This window comes from Ruegeria sp. CH11 (assembly GCF_056537105.1).
Genome location: NZ_JBQFQX010000013.1, coordinates 63,973 through 85,818 on the forward strand (window position 1 = coordinate 63,973; position 21,846 = coordinate 85,818).

General features: G+C 58.9%; 25 protein-coding genes. 11 read left to right on the forward strand and 14 right to left on the reverse strand.

Going from position 1 to position 21,846, the window contains the following annotated elements:
- The first annotated feature begins 48 nt into the window (after positions 1 to 48).
- Positions 49 to 1,104, forward strand: a complete 1,056-nt coding sequence (mutY, locus tag ACR0LX_RS17500; RefSeq protein ID WP_480784825.1) for an A/G-specific adenine glycosylase — start codon at positions 49 to 51, stop codon at positions 1,102 to 1,104.
- Positions 1,105 to 1,159: 55 nt separating this feature from the next.
- Positions 1,160 to 2,296 (forward strand): alkane 1-monooxygenase, encoded by a 1,137-nt coding sequence (locus ACR0LX_RS17505; RefSeq protein WP_480784826.1) that lies wholly within the window; start codon positions 1,160 to 1,162, stop codon positions 2,294 to 2,296.
- 82 nt (positions 2,297 to 2,378) lie between these two features.
- Here the strand turns inward: ACR0LX_RS17505 and ACR0LX_RS17510 are convergent, their stop codons facing one another.
- From ACR0LX_RS17510 to ACR0LX_RS17520, 3 genes are all read right to left on the reverse strand, one after another.
- Positions 2,379 to 3,761, reverse strand: coding sequence for an adenylate/guanylate cyclase domain-containing protein (locus ACR0LX_RS17510; protein WP_480784827.1), 1,383 nt, complete (start codon positions 3,759 to 3,761; stop codon positions 2,379 to 2,381).
- Positions 3,762 to 3,893: 132 nt separating this feature from the next.
- Positions 3,894 to 4,997 carry a DNA methyltransferase gene (locus tag ACR0LX_RS17515; protein ID WP_480784828.1) on the reverse strand — a complete coding sequence of 368 codons (1,104 nt, stop codon included), beginning with the start codon at positions 4,995 to 4,997 and terminating at the stop codon, positions 3,894 to 3,896.
- A gap of 105 nt (positions 4,998 to 5,102) precedes the next feature.
- Positions 5,103 to 5,720, reverse strand: a complete 618-nt coding sequence (locus ACR0LX_RS17520; protein ID WP_480784829.1) for a ribonuclease HII — start codon at positions 5,718 to 5,720, stop codon at positions 5,103 to 5,105.
- Between ACR0LX_RS17520 and ACR0LX_RS17525 the strand changes: the two genes are divergently transcribed.
- The gene (locus ACR0LX_RS17525; protein WP_480784830.1) at positions 5,719 to 5,841 is read left to right on the forward strand and encodes a hypothetical protein; all 123 of its coding nucleotides are present in this window, start codon (positions 5,719 to 5,721) and stop codon (positions 5,839 to 5,841) included. The genes ACR0LX_RS17520 and ACR0LX_RS17525 overlap by 2 nt on opposite strands.
- Here ACR0LX_RS17525 and ACR0LX_RS17530 read toward each other — a convergent pair.
- On the reverse strand, positions 5,835 to 6,329 hold the full coding sequence (locus tag ACR0LX_RS17530) for a hypothetical protein (RefSeq protein ID WP_480784831.1): 495 nt from the start codon (positions 6,327 to 6,329) through the stop codon (positions 5,835 to 5,837). The genes ACR0LX_RS17525 and ACR0LX_RS17530 overlap by 7 nt on opposite strands.
- Positions 6,330 to 6,505: 176 nt before the next feature.
- Between ACR0LX_RS17530 and ACR0LX_RS17535 the strand changes: the two genes are divergently transcribed.
- From ACR0LX_RS17535 to ACR0LX_RS17545, 3 genes are all read left to right on the forward strand, one after another.
- The gene (locus tag ACR0LX_RS17535; protein ID WP_480784832.1) at positions 6,506 to 6,793 is read left to right on the forward strand and encodes a hypothetical protein; all 288 of its coding nucleotides are present in this window, start codon (positions 6,506 to 6,508) and stop codon (positions 6,791 to 6,793) included.
- Positions 6,765 to 7,466: a winged helix-turn-helix domain-containing protein gene (locus ACR0LX_RS17540; protein WP_480784833.1), complete on the forward strand. Its 702-nt coding sequence runs from the start codon at positions 6,765 to 6,767 to the stop codon at positions 7,464 to 7,466. Before ACR0LX_RS17535 ends, ACR0LX_RS17540 begins: the two co-directional genes overlap by 29 nt.
- A gap of 82 nt (positions 7,467 to 7,548) precedes the next feature.
- A complete protein-coding gene (locus tag ACR0LX_RS17545; RefSeq protein ID WP_480784834.1) occupies positions 7,549 to 9,117 on the forward strand; it encodes a DUF427 domain-containing protein in 1,569 nt (522 codons plus the stop codon).
- A 103-nt stretch (positions 9,118 to 9,220) separates the two neighbouring features.
- Here the strand turns inward: ACR0LX_RS17545 and ACR0LX_RS17550 are convergent, their stop codons facing one another.
- The 6 genes from ACR0LX_RS17550 to ACR0LX_RS17575 form a co-directional block, all read right to left on the reverse strand.
- Positions 9,221 to 10,012, reverse strand: a complete 792-nt coding sequence (locus tag ACR0LX_RS17550) for a DUF1217 domain-containing protein (protein WP_480784835.1) — start codon at positions 10,010 to 10,012, stop codon at positions 9,221 to 9,223.
- Positions 10,009 to 10,410, reverse strand: coding sequence for a flagellar biosynthesis repressor FlbT (gene flbT, locus ACR0LX_RS17555; RefSeq protein ID WP_480784836.1), 402 nt, complete (start codon positions 10,408 to 10,410; stop codon positions 10,009 to 10,011). The genes ACR0LX_RS17550 and flbT overlap by 4 nt, the downstream gene beginning before the upstream one ends.
- A complete protein-coding gene (gene flaF, locus ACR0LX_RS17560; RefSeq protein ID WP_480578615.1) occupies positions 10,410 to 10,784 on the reverse strand; it encodes a flagellar biosynthesis regulator FlaF in 375 nt (124 codons plus the stop codon). Before flaF ends, flbT begins: the two co-directional genes overlap by 1 nt.
- A gap of 77 nt (positions 10,785 to 10,861) precedes the next feature.
- Entirely contained in the window at positions 10,862 to 12,109 is a 1,248-nt protein-coding gene (locus ACR0LX_RS17565) for a flagellin N-terminal helical domain-containing protein (protein WP_480578617.1), read from the reverse strand.
- 210 nt (positions 12,110 to 12,319) lie between these two features.
- Positions 12,320 to 12,667: a flagellar biosynthesis protein FlgN gene (locus ACR0LX_RS17570; protein ID WP_480784837.1), complete on the reverse strand. Its 348-nt coding sequence runs from the start codon at positions 12,665 to 12,667 to the stop codon at positions 12,320 to 12,322.
- A complete protein-coding gene (locus tag ACR0LX_RS17575) occupies positions 12,657 to 12,932 on the reverse strand; it encodes a rod-binding protein (RefSeq protein ID WP_480578621.1) in 276 nt (91 codons plus the stop codon). The genes ACR0LX_RS17570 and ACR0LX_RS17575 overlap by 11 nt, the downstream gene beginning before the upstream one ends.
- A 112-nt stretch (positions 12,933 to 13,044) precedes the next feature.
- Here ACR0LX_RS17575 and ACR0LX_RS17580 point away from each other — a divergent pair, with 112 nt between their 5' ends.
- From ACR0LX_RS17580 to ACR0LX_RS17590, 3 genes are all read left to right on the forward strand, one after another.
- A complete protein-coding gene (locus ACR0LX_RS17580) occupies positions 13,045 to 14,238 on the forward strand; it encodes a flagellar hook-length control protein FliK (protein ID WP_480784838.1) in 1,194 nt (397 codons plus the stop codon).
- Positions 14,239 to 14,242: 4 nt separating this feature from the next.
- Positions 14,243 to 14,908 (forward strand): flagellar hook capping FlgD N-terminal domain-containing protein, encoded by a 666-nt coding sequence (locus tag ACR0LX_RS17585; RefSeq protein WP_480784839.1) that lies wholly within the window; start codon positions 14,243 to 14,245, stop codon positions 14,906 to 14,908.
- A gap of 75 nt (positions 14,909 to 14,983) precedes the next feature.
- Entirely contained in the window at positions 14,984 to 15,829 is an 846-nt protein-coding gene (locus ACR0LX_RS17590; RefSeq protein ID WP_480784840.1) for a phosphotransferase, read from the forward strand.
- A gap of 57 nt (positions 15,830 to 15,886) precedes the next feature.
- Here ACR0LX_RS17590 and ACR0LX_RS17595 read toward each other — a convergent pair whose 3' ends face one another.
- From ACR0LX_RS17595 to ACR0LX_RS17605, 3 genes are all read right to left on the reverse strand, one after another.
- A complete protein-coding gene (locus tag ACR0LX_RS17595; RefSeq protein WP_480784841.1) occupies positions 15,887 to 16,150 on the reverse strand; it encodes a hypothetical protein in 264 nt (87 codons plus the stop codon).
- A 152-nt stretch (positions 16,151 to 16,302) separates the two neighbouring features.
- On the reverse strand, positions 16,303 to 17,619 hold the full coding sequence (locus ACR0LX_RS17600) for a lytic murein transglycosylase (protein ID WP_480784842.1): 1,317 nt from the start codon (positions 17,617 to 17,619) through the stop codon (positions 16,303 to 16,305).
- A gap of 63 nt (positions 17,620 to 17,682) precedes the next feature.
- The gene (locus ACR0LX_RS17605; RefSeq protein ID WP_480784877.1) at positions 17,683 to 18,396 is read right to left on the reverse strand and encodes a helix-turn-helix transcriptional regulator; all 714 of its coding nucleotides are present in this window, start codon (positions 18,394 to 18,396) and stop codon (positions 17,683 to 17,685) included.
- A gap of 82 nt (positions 18,397 to 18,478) precedes the next feature.
- On the opposite strand from ACR0LX_RS17605, the gene ACR0LX_RS17610 reads away from it, so the two are divergent.
- Entirely contained in the window at positions 18,479 to 19,177 is a 699-nt protein-coding gene (locus tag ACR0LX_RS17610; protein WP_480784843.1) for a glutathione S-transferase family protein, read from the forward strand.
- Positions 19,174 to 19,560 carry a DUF1801 domain-containing protein gene (locus tag ACR0LX_RS17615; protein WP_480784844.1) on the forward strand — a complete coding sequence of 129 codons (387 nt, stop codon included), beginning with the start codon at positions 19,174 to 19,176 and terminating at the stop codon, positions 19,558 to 19,560. Before ACR0LX_RS17610 ends, ACR0LX_RS17615 begins: the two co-directional genes overlap by 4 nt.
- Here the strand turns inward: ACR0LX_RS17615 and rnr are convergent.
- A complete protein-coding gene (gene rnr / locus ACR0LX_RS17620) occupies positions 19,551 to 21,809 on the reverse strand; it encodes a ribonuclease R (RefSeq protein WP_480784845.1) in 2,259 nt (752 codons plus the stop codon). The two genes, ACR0LX_RS17615 and rnr, sit on opposite strands and share 10 nt — an antisense overlap.
- Positions 21,810 to 21,846 lie beyond the last annotated feature (37 nt).

The window sequence follows — 21,846 nt, forward strand, 5'->3', positions numbered from 1 at the left end:
GGCGTGCGCCCGGGCGCCAGCGAAACCCGACAGGAAGATAGATAAAACTTGCGTGACACAGCAGAATTTGACCTGAGCGCCGCGTTGCTGGACTGGTACGACAGCCACGCGCGTGAAATGCCATGGCGCATCGGCCCGGCCGAGCGGGCGGCAGGCGTCATCCCCGACCCCTATCGCGTGTGGCTGTCCGAAGTCATGTTGCAGCAAACAACCGTTGCGGCGGTGCGCGACTATTTTCTGCGTTTCACGACCCGCTGGCCAGATGTGACGGCACTCGCCAATGCTCCTGACGATCAGGTCATGGGCGAATGGGCCGGGCTGGGCTATTATGCCCGTGCTCGCAACCTGCTGAAATGCGCGCGGGTTGTGGCCACGGAACACGGTGGAAAATTCCCCGATACATACGATGCCCTGCTGAAACTGCCGGGGATCGGTCCCTACACCGCCGCTGCCATTGCGGCCATCGCCTTTGACCGCCCCGAAACAGTGTTGGATGGGAATGTCGAACGGGTCATGGCCCGACTTTTCGACATTCACGACCCTTTGCCGGGCTCCAAGCCGATCCTCAAAGACAAAGCCGCCGCTTTGACCCCAACCACCCGGCCCGGAGATTACGCGCAGGCGGTGATGGACCTGGGCGCGACGATCTGTTCACCAAAATCACCCGCCTGTGGTATCTGCCCGGTGCGCGTGCCCTGCCAAGCCCGGACACGGGGGACACAGGCGGATCTGCCAAAGAAAACGCCCAAAAAGCCGAAACCCACCCGCTATGGCCACATCTACATTGCCCGCCGCGACGACGGGGCGATGCTGCTGGAGCGCAGACCAGATAAAGGCCTGCTGGGGGGCATGCTGGGCTGGCCCGGTTCGGACTGGTCCGACGCGCCCGAGACAGCGGCCCCGTTTGCAGCGGACTGGACCGCGCTGAGCGGTGAGGTGCGCCATACCTTCACCCATTTCCACCTGGTTCTGCGTGTCTGGACCGCCTCTTTACCTCACGGAACAACTCCGTCGGGACTGATCGTTCTGGACAAACACGACTTTCGGCCAAATGATCTGCCCACGGTGATGCGCAAGGCCCATGACCTGTGGCGCGGGCAATAGCGCATCGTCCTATCCAACAGGACGAAATATGTCCCCAAAGGACCGGAGCATCAGGATGATCACGTCAGAGACGCTGGCCCGCTGGCAAACCGCCTTGCCGTTCTGGGCATCGGTGCTTTTGATCCCACTGATCTGGATATCGGCAACCCATGGTGGTTGGTGGATCCTTCTGGTGCCCCTCTCCACCTGGTGGGCCTATGCGGTGCTTGATCACTTTGTCGGGTTGGACCTTGAAAACGCTGATCCCGAGACCCCTGACACAATGCTGCGTTGGCACATCTCGCTGACCAACGTCTGGGCGCCGCTTCAGTTCGCCACGCTTTATGGCCTGATCTGGTATGTGACACGTTCGGATGCTCTGTCTTCGCTGGAAAAGATCGGGATTTTCTTCGGAATGGGGGTCATCTCGGGCACGATCGGGATCAACTACAGCCACGAGCTCATGCACCAGAAAGGTCGGGGTGAGCGATGGCTGGCCGATATCCTGCTGGCGATGGTGCTGTATTCGCATTTCCGCTCGGAACATCTTCTGGTCCACCATCGCCATGTCGGCACGCCGCGTGACCCTGTAACAGCGCGCTATAACGAGGGATTCCATCGGTTCTACCCGCGCGTCCTGCGCCAAAGCTTGCTATCGGCCTTCCGCGCCGAGCGCGACAAGCTGGCCCGCAAGGGTTTGCCGTGGACAGGCCCCTCAAACCCGTTCTGGCGCTATTGGGCGTTGCAAGCGGCGATGCTGCTGCTGGCGCTTCTGGTCGGAGGCTGGGCCGGGCTGGCGCTGTTTCTGGTACAGGCAGGAACCGCGATCTGGCAGCTGGAGCTGGTCAACTATGTCGAACATTACGGCCTGACGCGCAAATACCTGGGGGACGGCAAGTACGAACATGTCCGGCCACGCCATTCATGGAACGCGTCGCAAAAAGCCTCGAACTGGTTGCTGATCAACCTGCAACGCCATTCGGATCACCACTACAAGCCGAACCGCCGCTTTCCGCTGCTGCAACACCATAGCGAAGACGCCGCACCGCAACTGCCCTATGGCTATCCGGTCATGACGGTCGCCGCCATGATCCCGCCCTTGTGGAGACGCGTAATGAACCCGAGGGTGCGCGCCTGGCGTCGCCGGTATTACCCCGAGGTCACAAACTGGCAACCCTATAACAAAGCCCAAAACCCTTTGCCGCGGGCGTAACCGCAGCGCGCACCAGCGCGCTGCGCGGCCCAACTGGCGGCGTGCATCTTTGATGCACAATCGCCAGGCGGGAGTGCCTCGCCTACAGCACCCAGATATCCATCGGGGTCTCGACGCCACGAACGGTTTGACCCGAGCGCTGCACAAAGCCCGACAATTCTTGTTTTGAAGGCAAGGCTTCTTTCCGGGCCTGCTCCCGTACCGCATCGCTGATGACAATTCGGGCGCCCAGATCCCGCGTCGTCGCCTCCAACTTGGCGGCCACGTTCACGGCATCGCCAATAACTGCGAATTCCAACCGGTTTGCGCCGATATCCCCCAGAACAACCGGCCCGTAATGTACGCCGATACCCACCTGTATCTCGGGATCACCGGCCCGGCGTCGGTCCAGATTCCAGCGATCGATCACCTCCACCATCGCCCTTGCGCAAGCCAATGCATTGCTTGCATCAAGCTCCGTTGGCACCGGCGTTCCGAATGTGGCCATCAGCCCGTCGCCCAGATACTTGTCCAGTGTGCCGTTGTGGCGGAACACCTCGGTTTCCATACGGGCATGAAACCCGCGCAATGCCTCGATGACTTCATAGGGGTCGCGTCCGGCCGCAAACCGGGTAAACCCGACGATGTCGATGAACAGCACGGCGATGTTCTCTTTGCGCACCTGCTTGAGCGGCTCGTCATTCTGGCTTAGCTCTTCGACCACATTGGGCGAAAAGTAGCGCGACAGATTTGCCCGCTCGCGTTCAAGACCGGCATTGCTCATCAACAGACGGTTCAACCGCTGCATGGACACGCCCAAGGTCACGGCGACCATAATAAAAACAATTACCTGCTGTACGCGCTCTGGCACCATAAAACTGTTGGGATCCAGCATTTCAGCCACATCCGGGTAGCCCTGAAGCGCCTCGGCCACACGCTCGCTGAGGCCCGGTATCGGTGTTGATATCCACCATGCCACGACCCAGCCGATGGTCCACATTCCGGCGGTCCATGTTCCCAGCGCGATAACGGTACGCCAGGAATAGGCCAAGGTACCGGCGGCCAGAATGATGAAGAAATACTGAAAGTTATCAAAGCGGTATTGCATCGCCAGAGGTCGCACATCGTCGCTGAACGGGTTGGGAACAATCATGCCCAGCGTCATGATCAGCAGATCGACAAAGATCAAAAGCAATTCGAGCCGCGATTGCCCGACGCGGCCGGCGCGGCGGATCAACCAGCCGTTTGCGCAAATCAGCAACAGGATGAAATGATACCAAAGGACTTCCCAATGGGGGTTTAGATAGATCAGCAAGATAGCCGTCAGCGCCATCGCAATCCAACGGGCGCGCACGGCAAGTTCCAGCCCTTCGCGCTTGTGTTTCTCTAACGCGGCCTCGGTGTATTTGTTGTCCAGATCAAAATTATCCGGCTGTGTCAGGAACATCCTGTCGATACGGGACGGGCTGGCGCTGGCGTCGGTCATTGCCTTGGTCTCCCACAAGGGTTGTCAGGGGCTGCCCCATGCAACCACCTCTGACACAAAAACAAAAGGCCCCGCCGAACACGGCGGGGCAAGGCTTAGTGCCTTGTGTCAGGCCACAGGCACCGGCGGTATTCAGTTATGCATTTCAGCCCTGATCTGCTGACGCAGCACATCAATCGGCACGGTTTTGCCGTCACGCTTGAAACACCAGTAGGTCCAGCCGTTACAGGACGGCGCGTTTTCAAGATGCGCGCCCACCTGATGGATCGAGCCTTTGACGTTGTCACCCACCAGCGTACCGTCGGCACGCACCTTGGCCTTGTGGCGCTGGTTCATGGAGTACAGCTCTTCGCCCGGTCGCAACATGCCGCGTTCGACCAGTTGGCCAAATGGCACGCGCGGCTCGGCACGCTTGCTGGCGCTGACCTCCAGCGCCTCGCGGTCGAACTTGCGAACCTCGGCGATGCGTTTCTCGGCCACCTTGCGGTAACTTTCCTCGCGTTCGATACCGATGAATTCGCGGCCCAGCATCTTGGCAACCGCGCCCGTCGTGCCTGTGCCAAAGAACGGGTCCAACACCACATCGCCGGGATTGGTCGAGCCGATCAGAACCCGATGCAGCAGCGATTCCGGTTTTTGCGTCGGATGCGCCTTATCACCGTTTTCATCCTTTAGGCGCTCATGCCCTGTACAGATCGGCAGCACCCAGTCGCTGCGCATCTGCACACCTTCGTTCAACGCTTTGAGCGCTTCGTAGTTGAACGTGTATTTCGCGCCCTCACGCTTGGAGGCCCAGATCATCGTCTCATGCGCATTGGTAAACCGCTTGCCCCGGAAATTCGGCATCGGATTCGACTTGCGCCAGACAACGTCGTTCAGAATCCAGTATCCCGCGTCCTGCAAGGCCGACCCCACACGGAAAATGTTATGATATGAGCCAATCACCCAAATCGCGCCGTTGGGCTTCAGCAGACGATGTGCCGCCTTCAGCCATTCGCGCGTGAACTGATCGTAAGCGCTAAAACTGGAGAACTGGTCCCAGTGATCATCGACCGCGTCCACCTGAGAATTGTCGGGCCGGTGCAACTGACCTTTCAGTTGCAGATTGTAAGGGGGGTCCGCAAAAATCAGATCAACCGACGCCTCTGGCAGACTGTTCATCGCCTCGATGCAGTCCCCGGATAGAATCGTGTTTAAAGGGAGCGCGGTTGCGCCCTTCGTCTTGATTGTGGTCATATCACTGCCTCAGTTCCACGGCGCTTTTGCGCTCATTTGGTTGAGACTAGGATGAGTCAAAGACGAATCGCCGTCAAATTCTTTTTTGAATCAGTGACTTACGATTTACTCTTGATACAAGATATTGTGGACCGGTTTAAAGGAACGTCTATGGTGTGGGGTCACACCGAGATTTCGCAGCGCCTCGCGATGCATTTTTGTCGGATAGCCTGCATTCGACTCCCATCCGTAGCCCGGATGCTGTTGCGCCAAATCCACCATCATCTGATCGCGCCAGTTTTTTGCGATGATCGATGCCGCCGCGATCGACACGGAGCGCCCATCCCCCTTCACAATTGCCTGTGACGGGATCGTCAGGCCCTTCGGAATCAGGTTGCCATCGATCAGCAGAAAGTCAGGTGCCGGGTTCAACGCGGCCACTGCGCGTTCCATCGCCAGATGCGAGGCCCGCAGGATGTTAAACTCATCAATCTCTGCCACGGATGCCTCGGCCACGACGACTTCTGCGCGGTCCCGCAATGCCGTATCCAGCGCAGTTCGACGCTTGGCCGTCAATTTCTTGGAATCGTTCAGCCCGTCGGGAATGTCGTCGGGGTTCAGGATCACGGCCGCTGCAACGACAGGTCCGGCCAACGGACCGCGTCCGACCTCATCCACTCCGGCAATGCGGACATGGCCGCGCGCAAGCAGCGCTTGCTCCAATTCAAAGTTCGGTTTTGTCATGACATTCGGCAAAGCGCGTTTCGCCCAAAACCGCAAGAGCAAAGAGGGGGTGGCCTTCGCCACCCCCTCCGGCGCGACGCTTCTGATGGCGCCGCTCCTGCTCGATATTCGCAATCAGTAGACGACGCGATAACCGTGTTGGCGCAGGCAGGCGGGTTCGTAGGCGCGTTTTACCTTTTTCCCGTTCCAGAATCCAACCTTGCACTGGTTCGGCAACCTGGAGGCATGCTTGTAGTGCTTGTTCAGACAGTTTGGTCCAAGCAATGGACGCGATTTGGAATAGGACTTGAACGTGCGCAGGCAACGTTGCGGCAGGTCGTAACGCGCGACCCTGTCCGGTAACGGACGCGGCTGATAGTGCTTCTTCTTCGCCTTCTTGTGCTTGTACTTTTTGGGTTTTTCATATTCGTAACGCGGCGCTCGGGTCACCGTTTGGGTGCGCTCCTTACGTTCTTGCTTGGAATAGTGGTGAATCGCGGCCCCGACGATGGCGATGGCGGCCAGACCGCCCAGTATGTCGCCCGCATCCGCCGCCCGCGCTTTCGAGGCTGAAATCCCGGTGATGGCCACAGCCGTGGCAACGATCAGAGCAATGAATTTCCGATGCATGATGCATGTCCTTTCAGGTGTTCTGGCGACCAGAGACGGGCCGCGTGTTTTCATGCACCAACCCTGCGACCGAGGCTTGCAGACAAGCAATAACGGCTGGCTGTTATCGGATAACGCGCGTTAAAACCCCTTGTGGTTATTGAATATCGGTCTGACCCGTGCGCAGGATGCAGCTTATGAAACCGATCCTCTCTTCTCTGGCCGTTGCGGCCCTGATATCGCTTGGGTCTGCGGCTGCGGCGGCAGGTTGCTACGCGGATTACAAAGCCAAGCAGGACAATCCGCTGCGCTTGCACTATGGCATCATGGAAGTGTCTGCGTGCGACAAAGGGAAGGCCAAGAAAGAAGTTGCCAAACGTTTGAAATCGTCCGGTTGGACATTGTTGAACGTTATGTCCGTTTTCGGGCCGGAAGGGTTGGATCAGAGGAAGGCCAATGCCGGAAAATTCTATCTCCGTTACTGAGGCGCGCCGATCGGGCGTCCGGCTGGTAGGCGCAGGTATCGCAGCGATCGTTCTGATTCTGATCACCGCCGCCATCTTTCTGTTCTGGACGCTGCCGGATGCCAATGCGTTCAATGCGCGGGTCGAACGTCTGTTCGTCGAAAGCGATCTGACCTCGCAGGCTGAAATCCGCCTGTTGGAGATCCTGGCCCAGTCCGGAACCGCCTTTGCCGACACCTTGTCCAGCTATCGAATGGTGATTTTCGTGCTGCTGGTCTTTGCCAGCGCCATGCTGGTCACCGCTCTGGTGTTTCTGGTGATGCTGGTTCTGCTGAACCGGCGCATGGCGCAGATCGAACGTACCGGGATACAGGTGACCTCGCTGTTGATCAGCCGCGAAGAAAACACCGTCTATCTGAACAACATGGATTTCCGACTGACCCCCGCTGCGATGGAGACCCTGTCGGTGCTGGCCGAATCCCGGCTGGATGACGAGGTTCTCTCGGGTGCCCAGATCGAGGCGATGATCTCGGGGCGTGATGCCGCCGATTGCGACGAAGCCGCAGGCGCCACTCGCATCAAACGCCTGCGCGATGCTTTGGGCAATCAGATGGTCAGCGAATTGCTGGTCAAGAATATCGCCAAGCGCGGCTATATGCTTTCGATTGAAAAAGACGTAATTCAGATGGTCTAGCCCGGTAAATTCTGCGTGCCGCCCCTTGGAATAATCATCAAAAGCACCCATCCTATTAAGGCCCGAGCAAGGGAGGCTGATGATGAACGTCCACGCCACGCCAAGACTCAATGGCTACGGGATCTCGGTAGAACAGCTGCAAGGTCGCGTTGCGATCTATCGCGGCGATATTCTGCTGGCGGAAAGCCACAATGCCAAAGTGATGTATGAAACACGCTTGCCGCCCGCGATCTATATCCCGCGCTCCGATCTTTGCGTTGAACTCAGCCCCGAGACCGAGTTGCAGACGTTTTGCCCTTTCAAAGGCACGGCCACGTATCACGACATAAGCCTGCCGGGTGAGCGGTTGGAAAACTCGATCTGGGCTTACGAAGACGCGTTGCCGGAAAGCTCTGCGATTCAGGGGCATATCGGCTTCATGCCGAATGCGGTCACCCATATCGATCTGGGTGACAACAAACTGCGCGATCCCGAGGATGGCAATATCAGCGGGCCGCTGATCGACTGGCTGATGCGTGGCGCGTCCGAAGCCAAAACCGCCGAAGCGTTTACCAAGGCGCTGGCTGAAAAAATGCTAGAGCATGGCATTGCGATTCAGCGCCTCAGCGTTCTGGTCTGGTCGCTGCACCCGTTGATCGCGGGCAAGCACCATATCTGGGAAAAAGACGTGGCCGAGATATCGACCAACATCCCGACCTATGAAATCCACGACCACCCTGCCTTTATCAACAGCCCGCTGCGACATGTTTCGAACGGGCTGGGTGGGGTCCGTCAACGGCTTGACGACGACCATCCCCACAACAGCTTTCCCATCATGGAAGATCTGCGTGCGCAGGGCGGCACCGACTATGTCGCCATGCCCCTGCCTTTTTCGGACGGGCGTATCAATGTCCTGACTCTGACCTGCGATCACCCCAATGGGTTCACCACCGAAAACCTCGGACTGGTGTTCGAATGCTCGACCGTCATCGCGCGGTTTTATGAAGTGTTCATGCAACGGGAGAATGCGCAGGTCTTGCTGGAAACCTACGTCGGAAAACGCACCGGTGCACGGGTTCTGGGCGGCGAAATCCGCCGCGGCGATGGCGATGACATCGATGCCGCGATCATGTTCTGCGATCTGCGCAACTCGACCAGCCTGGAAGAGACGATGGGGCGAAGCGCCTATATCAATCTTCTGAACAGCTTTTTTGAAACCGTGTCCGGCATCGTGCATCAAAACGATGGTGAGGTGCTGAAATTCATCGGCGACGCTGTTCTGGCCGTGTTTCCCGCCGAAGAGGATCCGGCCGCAGCCCGCCACAATGCCCAGCGCAGTGCCATCGAAATCGTCAACCGACTTGCCGAGGCGCGGCTGCAAGATCAAACGGATCAGTGCGACTGTTCCATCGGCCTCGCCTATGGCCGCGTGACCTATGGCAATGTCGGTTCGCAAGAACGCCTGGATTTTACGGTTATCGGTCAGGCTGCCAATGTCGCAGCAAGGCTGGGGGAATACAGCAAGACCACAGACCATAGCATTGTTGTCTCACAGGATATCCAACCGGCCTGCGTTCACGCCATTCCGTTGGGAGAGGTTGAATTGCACAACGTGTCGCAGCCGATCGCGGCCTATGCATTGCAAACCACGATGGACGACGCAGCCGCATGACCCAGCGGCGACGCTGAGTCGGCGCGAGGCCCTACGAGTTTGCGCATCAGAAAACACTCATCGTTGATACGGCACTCGAACCGCGTCGACCATTTCCAGCGCGTTAGCCGCCCAATAAGATCAACGCGGTTTGGGCGGGCGAGAATGTCGCTTGGAACTGCGCGATCTGATTGCGGGCCAAATAGGTGTCGGTCAGCTTGCTGACCGCCTCGGGTTCGGTGAATTGGGCCAGATCGTCTGAACCGGTAAGCCGGGCCAGACGTTCCTTGAACTGACCCAACTGCCGATCAAGATCGAGCTGCGCAAAAGACGAAGGCAGCCCAAGCGCTGTTTCCATCATCTTGCGCAGGGGAGGTTTCCCCATCAGGTCAAACCATTTTCGATCCGAGGTACCGTCAAGCGACGCCAGATCAGACAGGGCATGTTGTGAATAAAGCGCGAGGCGCATCGCCTCGTCCGACTGGCCGACCGCCACTTCGAACCGGGCAACCAAACTGTCATCGGCAATTTTTTCCATATTGGTGATCAGGCCGGTCTTGCGGACCGCGCCGGGTCCCAGTCCGAAAGCGCCCGAGAACTCGCGATATCGGCTGTCGGCTAGGCGGTTGGCCAACGCATCCTCGGCGCTGGTTCCGTCAGACAGGATTTTCTGAATGAAGTACCTATTGTTCAGGTCATCCTGAAGACCAAACGCGCCCAGTGCCACCTGCAACAACCGCCGGTCAGACACCAGATCTTCGGCGGTCTGCACATTGCCGATATTATCAAGAAAATAGGTCCTGTCCCGCGCGTTGACACCAGTGTCTGAGTAGCTTTGAAGTTGCGCGTCATAGGTTCGTTGCAGAAAACGCCAACCAACCAAACCACCAGCGGGGACGACCGGCTGAAAGGTCATTGGTGATATGCCATAAGCCGTTCTTCGCGCGGCAGAAGCGAGCGCAATGACTTGAGGCACTTATAGTACTGCTCGGACACCAGTGCCTCGGTCGCTTCGGTCAAGACACGTCGGCTGTCTGAGTCGGTGAAAACCTGACTCAACTCCTCGACCCGGCGCAACAATTGCTGGCGCGCCTGATCGGGTTCAGTGTCCCCGGACAAAACAAGTTGAGTGGCATAGCAGACCCGGCGCACTGGCGTGTTGACCTCATCGGGGTGGATCGCATCGCGCAGCCGAAGAACATTGGCTTGCGGCGTCATGATGGAAAAGCGGCTGCGGCGATCACCGTTTTCGATGACAACGCCGTTGATCAGCACCCGCTCTTTTGGTGCAAGTTTCAGGACCAACCCGCTCATCACGCACCTCGCATCTGCCGCAGGCCCCGGAGCACCGCCATGTTGATTTCCAGTAGTGGCTCGACAACGGCATTGTTGCTCAGAACCTGACTGCTGTGTTGCTCGGTGAACTCGGCAAGATAGAAAATTCGGGCGCGCAGATCGTTCGGCAGCGCATTGTCGGCATCCGAAACCCCGCTGGCCAACACGTTCCACAAACGCCGGTTTTCATGCAACGCATGCACAAATCCGCCAAAATCAGTTGCTTTGCGGGCCGCGGCGGCCTTGAGTTTATGTGTGATTTTCGAGATCGCTTCGTACTCGGTGTCGCGCGGCGTTCGCGTTGGAGCTGCGGTCTGGGCGTAAGCGCGTTGAGCATAGATTTGAGGTGTCACAAAAAGTCCTTCCAAGCGTCCATCAGTTGTCCGTCAAGATCGGGGCGCGAAAGCCGCGCCCCGATTTGGTGCCGAGATTACCGGAACAGTGACAGGATCGATTGCGGCGCCTGGTTCGCAATCGACAGCGACTGGGTGGCCAGCTGTTGCTGAACCTGTAGCGCCTGCAAACGGGCCGAGGTCTCTTCCATGTCGGCGTCAACCAGCGAACCGATCCCGGATTTGAACGAGTCGGTGAGATTCGAGATGAACTCTTTCTGCGTCTCGATCCGACCCTGCGCCGATCCGAACGCAGCCGCGGCGTCGATCGAGGTGTCGATCAGTGTTTCGATGGTTCCCAGCGCAGCGGCCGCACCGGCATCCGTTGAAACATCAATTGAACTGAGCGCCCCCAGACCGCCCGAACCGGCATTTGTGAACTGGGCGGAGACAGAGATATCCTGATCCGCATCAGCGCCGGCTGCCGCTGCACCAGTTGCAAAGGACAGGGTGTTTGGAGCGCTTGACGAGTCATAGTCAACAGCTAGACCGGTGATGCCAAGCGCATCGATCTGGTTCTTCAGGCCAACAGCGACCAGCGCGTCCGTGTAGTTCTCGTCATAGGTCCCAGACGGATCGAGATCGCTGTCTTGGATCGTATAAGACACTTCCTGATCGCCAACTCTGATCGAAACCCGGTCGCCAACCTCAAAGTTGTCGGTCGAGCTGTCGATGAGAATGTCCCCGGTGCCAGCTGTCCGGTCCATGGTGAAGCCCGCAACATCATTGTCTGTTGTCGCGCCATCGGAACCGGCAAGAACACCTTTTGCCGTGTAACCACCGATCGACAAATCCTGGCTGGAAACCGAAATGGAAGAAGCGGTAACCGCGCCGGTATTGTCACGGTCCAACGAGGACAGAATGCTTGCGCCGGCGCCCCCGCTTACCAAATTGAGGCCGTTGAACTGCGCAGCACCAACAACCGATTCGATCTGATCGCGCAACGCGGTGACATCGTCATTGATCTTTGCCCGATCAACGTTGTCCTCCTGCGCCGCGACAATCTTTTCCTTCATCTGGTTAAGCAAGTCGGTCACTGTTTCCGAAGCGTTCCTGGCCACGGCAACCGTCGATTCACCCAAGGCCAAGCTGTCCTTGATCGCGTTGAAGCCCTTTACGTCCGATTCCATGACTTTCGAGATCGCCCAGACGGCGGAATTGTCCTTGGCGGTGGCAACGTCCTTACCGGTCGAAATCGCGTTCTGGGTCTGCGCAAGGTTCTTGTTGACCGATTTGAGCGTCTGCAACGCAACCATTGCACCGTTGTTCGTCAGAATGCTGGACATGTTTGTCATCCTTCTTTCATGCGGACGCGTTTGGCGCCCATGTTCACCCCACCGAATTGGCAGGCATTCTGTCGTTCTGACCTGTGCGCCTTACCCTTCGGATTGCGCGCCACCTGCTTGATCAGGTGCAGGGCCACCTTTGCCCTTCATCCCCTAACGGAGTGCTAAGATGCGAAGCCCTAAAACCTTGGATTTGAATCAAACCAGACCTTAGGCGCGCCGTTCCAACTTGGCCGTGCCCCGCATCGGGTATCCGCTGCGTTGGCCGGTGGCATCATAGGTGCTGAATTCCTGCCTGACCCGTCGCAGCTCGGACATGCGGTTGGCGACTGCGCGAATCCCTTCGGCGGCGCTGTTCAGAAGTTCCTGGTTCCGCGTCAGTTTCTTTTGCAAAGCGACCAGCTGTGCGCTGTCGATGACCTGCAATTCATTAAGTGCCCCGATCAGCTTTTCCTTTTCGGGCAGCATGGTGTCCAGTTGATCTAGATTGCCCTCGACAAGCGCGGACCGCTCAAGATCCAGCACCTCTTCCAGCGCCTTGATAAGATCATTCGGCATCCGTTTTCTCCATCATTGCTGTTATCAGGATTTCAGACAGCCCGACGCCGCCGGATAGCGCCAGTTGACGCGCCTGTTGCTGAACCAGGAATGAACCGAACTGGTCTTCGCCCGCGCCGCCACCAAACGACTGGCTGGTCTTTCCAAGCCCTGCGGACTTGAGCATCTGAGCCAGAAAAGTTGCCTCCAACTCGATCGCAGCCGATTGCAAGGCAGGTGGAACGTCTGGTTTCTGCGCCAAAGGCGCGCCGGGTAGAATTTTCATCGGGTTCTCTGAAATTTGCTTCGAACTTTCTCGATCAAACCGGAAAGCAGTTAAAAAAAACGTAACTTCCTCAGGGCAGGTTTCAGGGGAACAAACGGAGTCGGAGTAAGAAATGCCCAACCCGGTGACTGGCGCACTTATGGTATCGCAGACCGGCGCTGCGCCCGGATCTGCACGCGCGGATACAAATGGCGAAAGCAGCGAATCCGGATTTCTGGATATTCTGAACATGATCGCAGCGGGGCCTCAGCCAGATCAGAAAACGCCAAGTGAGGAGCCTTTGGAAACGGCCGTCGACGTGCCCGACGAAACGGTCGAAATCGAAACCGTGGCGTCTGAAACGACAGAAGGCCAGGACATCCCGATTGCGCCATTCACCGCGCCGCCAATCCCGGCGGAGTCAGTAGGAACTGAGAATGAGCCGCCTTCAGCCAATCCTTCTGTGCACATGGTGGGTCCTGTTGAGGCTGAAGATCGGTCTGCGCCATCGACCCGGCAAGACTTCGTCCCGGATCAGCGCGCGACCGTCCGCGAGCCGAGCGCTGATCTGCAACAAAGTCCAAAGGCGCACGCAGCTGATACCGTTCAACACGCCGTCGTCTTGCGCACGGCTGAGCGCGGTTTGCAAGAAAAGGCCCCGGCCGATCAGGTCGCTGAAATACGCAGCGCGGCTTCTGAGTCCGGATCAGTGTCACCTGAACGGACAGATACGCCAAATACGCGGCAGCAATCAGTACTCGCAAACGCGGTTGCATCCCAATTGAACATGGCCGTTGCAAAACCCGCAGCTGACCAAACGGACCCACCGCCCGAAGCACCGTTCGAATTGATGGGTGAGGCCAGAGAGGGTGGTCTGCCTTCGACCGGGCGTGACATTCCGCAAACGTCAGGTGCTATCGCACCGCGACCTGAAATCGCGCGATCTATTGCCGGGCAGCTGGCGGCAACCATTACCGCAAAGCCCGGCGCAGGTGAGTTTGAAATCGCCCTGAACCCCGAAGAACTTGGGCGCGTGTCGATCTCGTTGGGCGGGCGAGAGGATGGTCTCCACCTGATGATTACCGCCGAACGCGCTGAGACCCTTGAACTGATGCGGCGGCACATCTCGGTTTTGGCGGCCGAGTTTCAAAAGCTCGGCTACGGCGATCTGTCCTTTGACCTCGGCATGAGCGGAGAAAACCCGCGCGATTTTGAAAAGTCGCATGCGAGCGAATCCGTTGCGGCGGATTCGCCTGAAAACCCCGAGGAAACCGCTCCGCCCGCTTATCAGACCGGCCATGATGGCGGTCTAGACCTGAGGCTTTGATCAAATGATTACCAATGTTAACTCTGCCGCTGCCTCGACAGGTTCGACTGCCAATAACCCCAATGCAAAGACGTCTGCCCTGACATCGGACTTTGAGACGTTCTTGCGTATGCTGACCGCTCAGGCCCGCAATCAGGACCCGCTGGAACCCCTGGATTCGTCGGAATATGCATCTCAGTTGGCGCAATTTTCGATGGTCGAACAGCAGGTTCAGACCAATGGTCTTCTGGCGGATCTGGCCAGGGCAATTGGTGTCAACGATCTGCACCAGCTGTCCAGCTGGATCGGTGCAGACGTACAGGCCCCGGCGGATTTTCTGTTCGGCGGCACTCCGGTCGAGGTGGAAACCCGCGCCGCTGTCGCCGCCGACCGTGCGGAGCTGGTCATCCACAACTCAAACGATACCGAGGTTACCCGGATACCGGTGCCGATCGACAGCACCGAGTTTACCTGGGACGGCGCCGGCAGCACAGGCGCTGCCGTGCCCCATGGCGTCTATTCCGCAACTCTTGAAAGCCACAAGGGGCGGCAATTACTGACAAGCACACCCGCCGCAGTTTTCAGCCGTGTGGTTGAGGCGCAGATTAGCGACGATGGGGTCACGCTGAAACTGGACAGCGGCGCGACGGTACCGGTTGATTCTGTGCGGCAGATTCGCAAGGGCGCTTGATCTGACGGTCAGGCCGGTCCAATCCTTGGCAAGCTTCGATTCGCCCAACAACCTGGTGCCGCCCTGACCGACCTGTTGCAACCTCCACCTGAACTTGTCAAACGGCTGAGCCATCAGGGTCTTATCGAAGCGCCTGCCCGGTTCGAAACCTTGTATGGCGGGCGCAGCAATCAGGTCTGGAAGGTGCTTGGCGGCGCCAACGACACCGTATTGAAGTTGTACAACACCACGCTCGAAAACCCGTTGTTTCGAAACGATCCCACGCTCGAAGCTGCCTGCCTACGCGCGCTGAAGGACACTGGCTTTGTTCCCAATCTGCGGGCCACCGGATCGGATGCGCGAACCCATTGGGTGCTTTACGATCACGCGCCGGGTACACCCTGGCAGACGGCGGTGGAACCTGTCGCACATCTGTTGCGCAGCCTGCATGAGATGACCGTTCAGATTGACGCCCCCGATGGTTGCGACGGCAGCGATGCTCTTGCGGCGCATGGTGCAAACATCCTTGGGAATTGCCAACCGGCAGGCAGGCAGGCGCTTGAACAGCGCATGCCGACATCGCAGATCGCACCCAACCATGACCTCTGTTTGATCCACGGCGATCCGGTCGCTGGGAACATTCTGGCAGATCGCTCTGGTTTGACACTGATCGACTGGCAATGTCCCGCCCTTGGCGACCCCTGCGAAGATCTCGCCCTGTTCCTTTCGCCCGCCATGCAACATATTTATCGTGGAGCACCCCTGACCCAAGCCGAGATCAGGCAATTTCTGGTCGCCTATGGCAAGCCGGATATCACCGAACGCTACCTTGCATTGCGCCCGTGGTACGCGTGGCGGATGGCCGCCTATTGTCTGTGGCGGACCGAAAACGGAGCGCCGGATTATGCCGCTGGTCTGGACCTGGAACTGGCAACGCTTTAGCGCGTCATTGCCCCTTTGCGCCGCGTTCGACGCGTCCCAAGCTTTGCAGATCTGTACCTAAGTTTCGTCCGGGGAATGATAACCCTGGCTCCAACTGCTTTCGTATTCTCCCAGCACGCGCGACAAGTCCAGCAGGGACGCAAACAGACGGGCGTAGACATCCCGCGACATCAACGGCTGATTCTCGTCCAGCACCTGCACAAGCTGGACCACGTCCGAGGCAAACGTATCGTAAACCTGCTTGTCCGCAGGCGTCGGGTCCAACGTCCAGATGTTGCGCTTGTCGTAGTATTGCGCTGGCCGGGGTTCGTCATCAATCATGGGGTGACCTCATCGCTTTGAGGCCCATTTGGGACGGATCAGACCATGCGCAATAGCATTGGCAATTCGTCACAAGAATCTGGCAAGCAAGACCAAACGATTCCCTCTATGGCTCCGAAACAAAGCCAATCGTTCGGCCCACCCGCAAGGTTTCAGCGCAACTGTTCCAGAAGCCTGAGACTGGCATACCCATCGGGCAAAAGACCCTGCGCCAGTTGGTAGTCGCGCACGGCATCGACCGTGTTCGGACCGGTGCGCCCGTCGATACCCTGCGTGTCAAACCCTGCCTCGGTCAGACGTGTCTGCAATTCCTTTTTTTCGGAAAAGCTCAACACCCGATCGCCACGCGGCCAGTCAGCCTGAAACGGGACGCCTCCGGACAGTCGGTCAGAAAGATGGCCGATGCCAATCACATAGGCATCGGCACCATTATAGGCCTCAATCACTTTGAAATTGTCAAAGATCATCAGCGCGACGCCCTGTCCGCCAGCGGGCAGCAGAATGGCGGCGCGCCCGTGATCTGGCACGGGCCGACCGTGCAGATTAAATACCCCAAGCGCGGCCCAATCCGAGGGCATCAGCGTGTGGTCCCGTCTGGCGGTCGCATAGTCGAACCCGTCCGGCAGCCGAACCTCGACACCCCAGGGTTGGCCTTTGACCCAACCGTGCCGCGCCAGGTAGGACGCAGCCGAGGCCAACGCGTCGGTCGGGTCGTCCGACCAGATATCACGCCGCCCGTCACCGTCGAAATCAACCGCGTGATCCAGGTACGAAGTCGGCATGAACTGCGTATGCCCCATCGCGCCCGCCCAACTGCCGATCATGTCGGGCGCGCTGACATCTCCGGCCTGAACGATTTTCAGCGCCGCGATCAACTGTGTCTCAAAAAACTGTGCCCGTCGCGCATCAAAGGCCAGCGTTGCCAGTGACCGGATCGTCCGGTTGCTCCCCCGAAACCCACCGAACGAGGTTTCCAGTCCCCAGATTGCGGTCACAACCTCTTTCTCGACGCCATACTGTGCCTCGATCCGGTCCAGAACCTGCCGGTGCTGTTCCAGAGCGGCGCGCCCGTCAGAAAGCCGCCGGTCCGAGACTGCGGAATCCAGATATTCCCAAATCGGTTTCGAAAACTCGGCCTGATTTCTGTCCCGCTTGATAACGTCCCAATCATAGGTCAGGCCCGCCAGGGCGTGATCCAATGTATGTTCGGATATCCCTTGCGCCTGCGCGCGGGCTCGGAAAGCCCCAAGCCACGCCTGAAATCTTGCATTCCCTTCAGCCGACACGCGCCGCACCTCGTCCGCAGGCCGTGACACCGGCCGGATGGAAACCACCACAGCGGCCGAGGCCAATTGGACCTGAGCGCCTATCTGTTTGGGAACTGGCCATATTTTCGATTCTGATACGTCCGCCTGCACGATGGATGCCCATAATGCAGCGGTCATAACGCCGCCTTTGCATAGTCGCATTCCGATTTTTCCTGAGTACTGCTCAACCTCAGGATAGCGCAAAACCGTGTTTTCTCAAAACACTCAGGCCGGGTTTTCCTGCTCTCTTGCTTCGCGGTCCGCGCGAATGCGTTCCAGCGCCGCGCGCAGCAATGAAACACGATTTGGTCTGAAGCTTTCATCCGTGACGGACATGTCGCGCATTCGGTCCAGACGAAACACGCGAAAGTCCTGACGCAAATGACACCAGCTGAGCAACACGCTGGCCCGGTCCATGTAGACGATACTCAACGGGTTCACCCGGCGTTGCGTGTCATCCCCCTTGGCGTCGGTATAGGCAAACTCGACCGCACGCTCGTCCCATGTGGCCTGACGCAGATCGGCAACCTCGATCCCCGGCAGCGCGGGCCGGTCGAACCGAGTGGCGGTCAGGACCGCATGGCTCAACCGGTGGGATTGGCGCTGCGGCAGGCGTCCCTGCAATTTGCGCAAAGCGGTACCGGCGGCCTCGGACAGGGCCGGATCACCGATCAGTTGCGCCTCGCGCAGGCCCAAAACCAGGGCCTCCAACTCGTCATCCGTGAACCCGAGAGGCGGCAGAGTCGAGTCTTCGATCAGCGTGAACCCGAACCCGGCCTCACCATCGATGACCGCACCAAGCCCGCGCAATGTGTCGATATCGCGATGTACCGTCCGGGCGGATACGCCCAGATCCTGCGCCAGCTGCGCGGACGTTTTCGGCGAAGGGCCGGAACGCAGGGCTTGCATGAGTTGGAACAATCGGGCGGTTCGGGACATAACGCAGACTAGACTAACCCTAATGACAATTTCTGTCATCAGGCCGAGATACTCAGAGCGCATCCCGTTCATGGAGTTTCCAATGCTGACCTTATTGACCTTCCCCGCCGCCTTTGGCCTGTTCAGCGCTAGCCCGTTTTGCGTGAAGACCGCCCTCATGTTGCAGAAATCCGGGCAACGTTGGCAGAGATCCGACATGCTGGATCCGCGCAAGATGCCGCACCAAAAGCTGCCGGTGCTGCGTACCCCTGAACGCCTCTTGCCCGATAGCGATCTGATCCGCGATTGGCTTGAAGCCCAAGGTGTGAGTTTTGACGCGGGCCTGACCGACATTCAAAAGGCCCACGCACGCGCACTAATACGAATGGCCGAGGAACATTTGTACTTCCACATCGTTCAGGACCGCTGGGCGAATGATGAGGTTTGGCCTGTTTTGCGCGATACGTTCTTTACGTCGATCCCGACGCTGATCCGCAAGCCCGTTTCCAATTCGATCCGCAAGGCGGTTGTCAAAGGGCTATCGTTTCAGGGCGTCGCGCGGTTTTCCCCGGCAGAACGCGCGGATCGGTTGGAACGTGATCTGGAGGCGATTTCGGCCTATCTCTGGCAATCGTCATTTCTGATGGGTGAACAGCCGACCTCGGCCGATATGAGCGTTGCTCCGATGCTGGCCGCGATGCGTGCCACGCCAGCAGATACCCCCCTGACCCGAAGGATCAAACAGGATACCTTGTTGAACAGCTATGTGGACCGGATGGAAAAGGCGATCCCGCTGTCATGACCCCGTTTGATGACCCCAAAGTTGCCGCGGCCTTTGACGCGTTGCCAGACATGGCCCGCCCCGGTGCGTTGCGCCTGCGCGCGCTGATACTCGACACTGCGGGATCATTGCCAAAGGCGCAGCCCCTCAGGGAAGAGCTACGATGGGGTCAGCCAGCCTATCTGGCCCCCAAAGGGTCGACGATCCGGCTGGGCGGGCACAAATCTGCGGCGTTTGCCCTGTTCGTGCATTGCCAAAGCCGCTTGATGGGTGATTTCACCACCGCTTTTCCGGGCGAGGACCGGATTGATGGCAACCGGGCCGTTCTGTTCGACGACCCGGACCAGATCGATGCAACCCGTCACGGATGGCTGGTTGCCCGGGCGTTAACCTATCACCTCTGACGGCGCTTGCGTTCGACCTTGCGCTTGATCTTGTCCTTCTTGCGCTTGGTGCTGACCGCCTTGCGCCGTGCACCGCGTTTGGCGGGGCCGCGCCCGCGCGGCAGGGCCTGATCGTCGATGGATAGCAGCTCCAGCTCCAATCCGCCGGTGACCGGTGTTGCTTCGGTCAGTCGTACGGTGACGCGTTGGCCGATAGCGATGATCAGGCCGGTATCTGATCCCATCAAGGTTCCCGCTTCGCGGTCAAAGTGAAAGAACTCCCGTCCCAGGGATCGCACGGGCACCAGCCCGTCCGCACCGGTTTCGTCCATCTTCACGAAAGCGCCGAACCGCGCGATACCGCTGACGCGGCCCGTGAATTCGTTGCCCACCCGCTCGCTGAGGTATGCTGCCAGGTAGCGGTCAGTGGTATCGCGCTCAGCCATCATGGACCGTCGCTCGGTATCTGAGATATGGGTCGCGGTCTCTTCCAGGCGCGCAATCTCATCCTCGGTCAGCCCGTCCTTGCCCCAGCCATGGGCGCTGATCAACGCGCGGTGCACGATCAGATCCGCATAGCGCCGAATGGGTGAGGTGAAATGTGCATAGTTGCGCAATGCCAGCCCGAAATGGCCGAAATTTTCGGGATTGTAATAGGCCTGCGCCATCGATCGCAGGGTCGTCAGGTTGATCAGTTCCGCATCTTCGGTCCCGGCGGCGGCATTCAGCAACGCATTCAAATGCCGGGTTTGCAGCACTTGCCCCTTGGCAAGATTTAGGCCGGCTGCCTGCGCCGTTTCCCGCAGACTTTCCAGTTTCTCGGGCGCGGGCTCTTCGTGAACGCGGAACAGCAGTGGCCGTCGCTTGGCAATCAGGGTTTCGGCGGCGGCGACATTGGCAAGGATCATGAATTCTTCGATCAGCTTGTGCGCGTCCAACCGATCGCGGAACGCCACGCTGGTGACCTCGCCCGCATCGCTAAGAACGATTTTGCGTTCCGGCAGGTCCAGTTCCAGTGGCTGCCGCGCGGCGCGGGCCTTTTTCAACGCTGCATAAGCCGCGTAGAGCGGTTTCAGCACCGTCTCTAACAACGGCCCGGTGCGGTCGTTTTGGGTGCCGTCGATGGCCTCCTGCACCTCGGTATAATGGAGCGAGGCAGCAGAGCGCATCAAGCCGCGTACAAACCGGTGACCGATCTTGTTGCCATCGGCGTCGATCTGCATCCGCACAGCGATACAGGCGCGCGGCACGCCTTCATGCAGCGAGCACAAATCGCCCGACAGGCGATCCGGCAGCATCGGCACAACCCGGTCCGGGAAATAGCTGGAGTTGCCCCGCTTGCGCGCCTCACGATCCAGGGCAGAGCCCGGTTGCACATAGGCGGCGACGTCGGCGATTGCGACCCAAATGACATGCCCGCCGGGGTTTTTCGGATCGTCATCGGCATGGGCGTAACAGGCATCATCATGATCGCGCGCATCAGCAGGGTCGATGGTCAGCAGCGGCATGTCGCGCAGATCCTCGCGCCCTTTCAGGCCAACGGGTTTGGCCTTGTCGGCCTCATCAATCACTTTGTCGGGAAAGTCGTCGGGAATGCCGTGCTGATGGATCGCAATCAGCGAGACCGCCTTGGGCGCGGTTGGGTCGCCCAGCCGTTCGACAATCCGCGCACGCGGCAGGCCCATGCGGTTCTTCGGCCCGGCCTGTTCGGCTTCGACAAGTTCTCCGTCCCTGGCGCCGTGCACAGCGCCCTCGGGCACCAGCCACTCGGTTGAACTGGCCTTGTCGATCGGCACGATCCGCCCACCCTCGGCCCCTTTGCGGAAAATACCCACAAGCTTGCGCGGATTGGTTCCGATCCGACGGATCAGACGCGCCTCATAATTGTGGTCTTCTTCCTGCACCACGGTCAGGCGGGCCAGAATGCGGTCACCCTCGCCCAGCGCCGGATCGCTGGCACGGGTGATGAGCAGCACAATGGGCTCGACCCCCTCGCCATGCCACTCCAGCGGGCGGGCAAACAGATCGCCATCGGCATTCGGGGCCTTAACCTGCAACACGCTGACCGGCGGCAGGCGGTCCGGATCACGATAGCTGCGCTTGCGCTTTTCCAGATGCCCTTCTGCCTCAAGCTCTTTGAGGATGCGCTTCAGGTCGATGCGATCTGCGCCCTTGATGCCAAAGGCCTTGGCGATATCGCGTTTCGAAGTCAGGGTGGGGTTCGCCGAGATCCAGTCCAGGACCTCCTGCTTGGTGGGGATGCGAGTCATATCTTCGGCGTATCACGGGTCTACGACCGCGTCATGA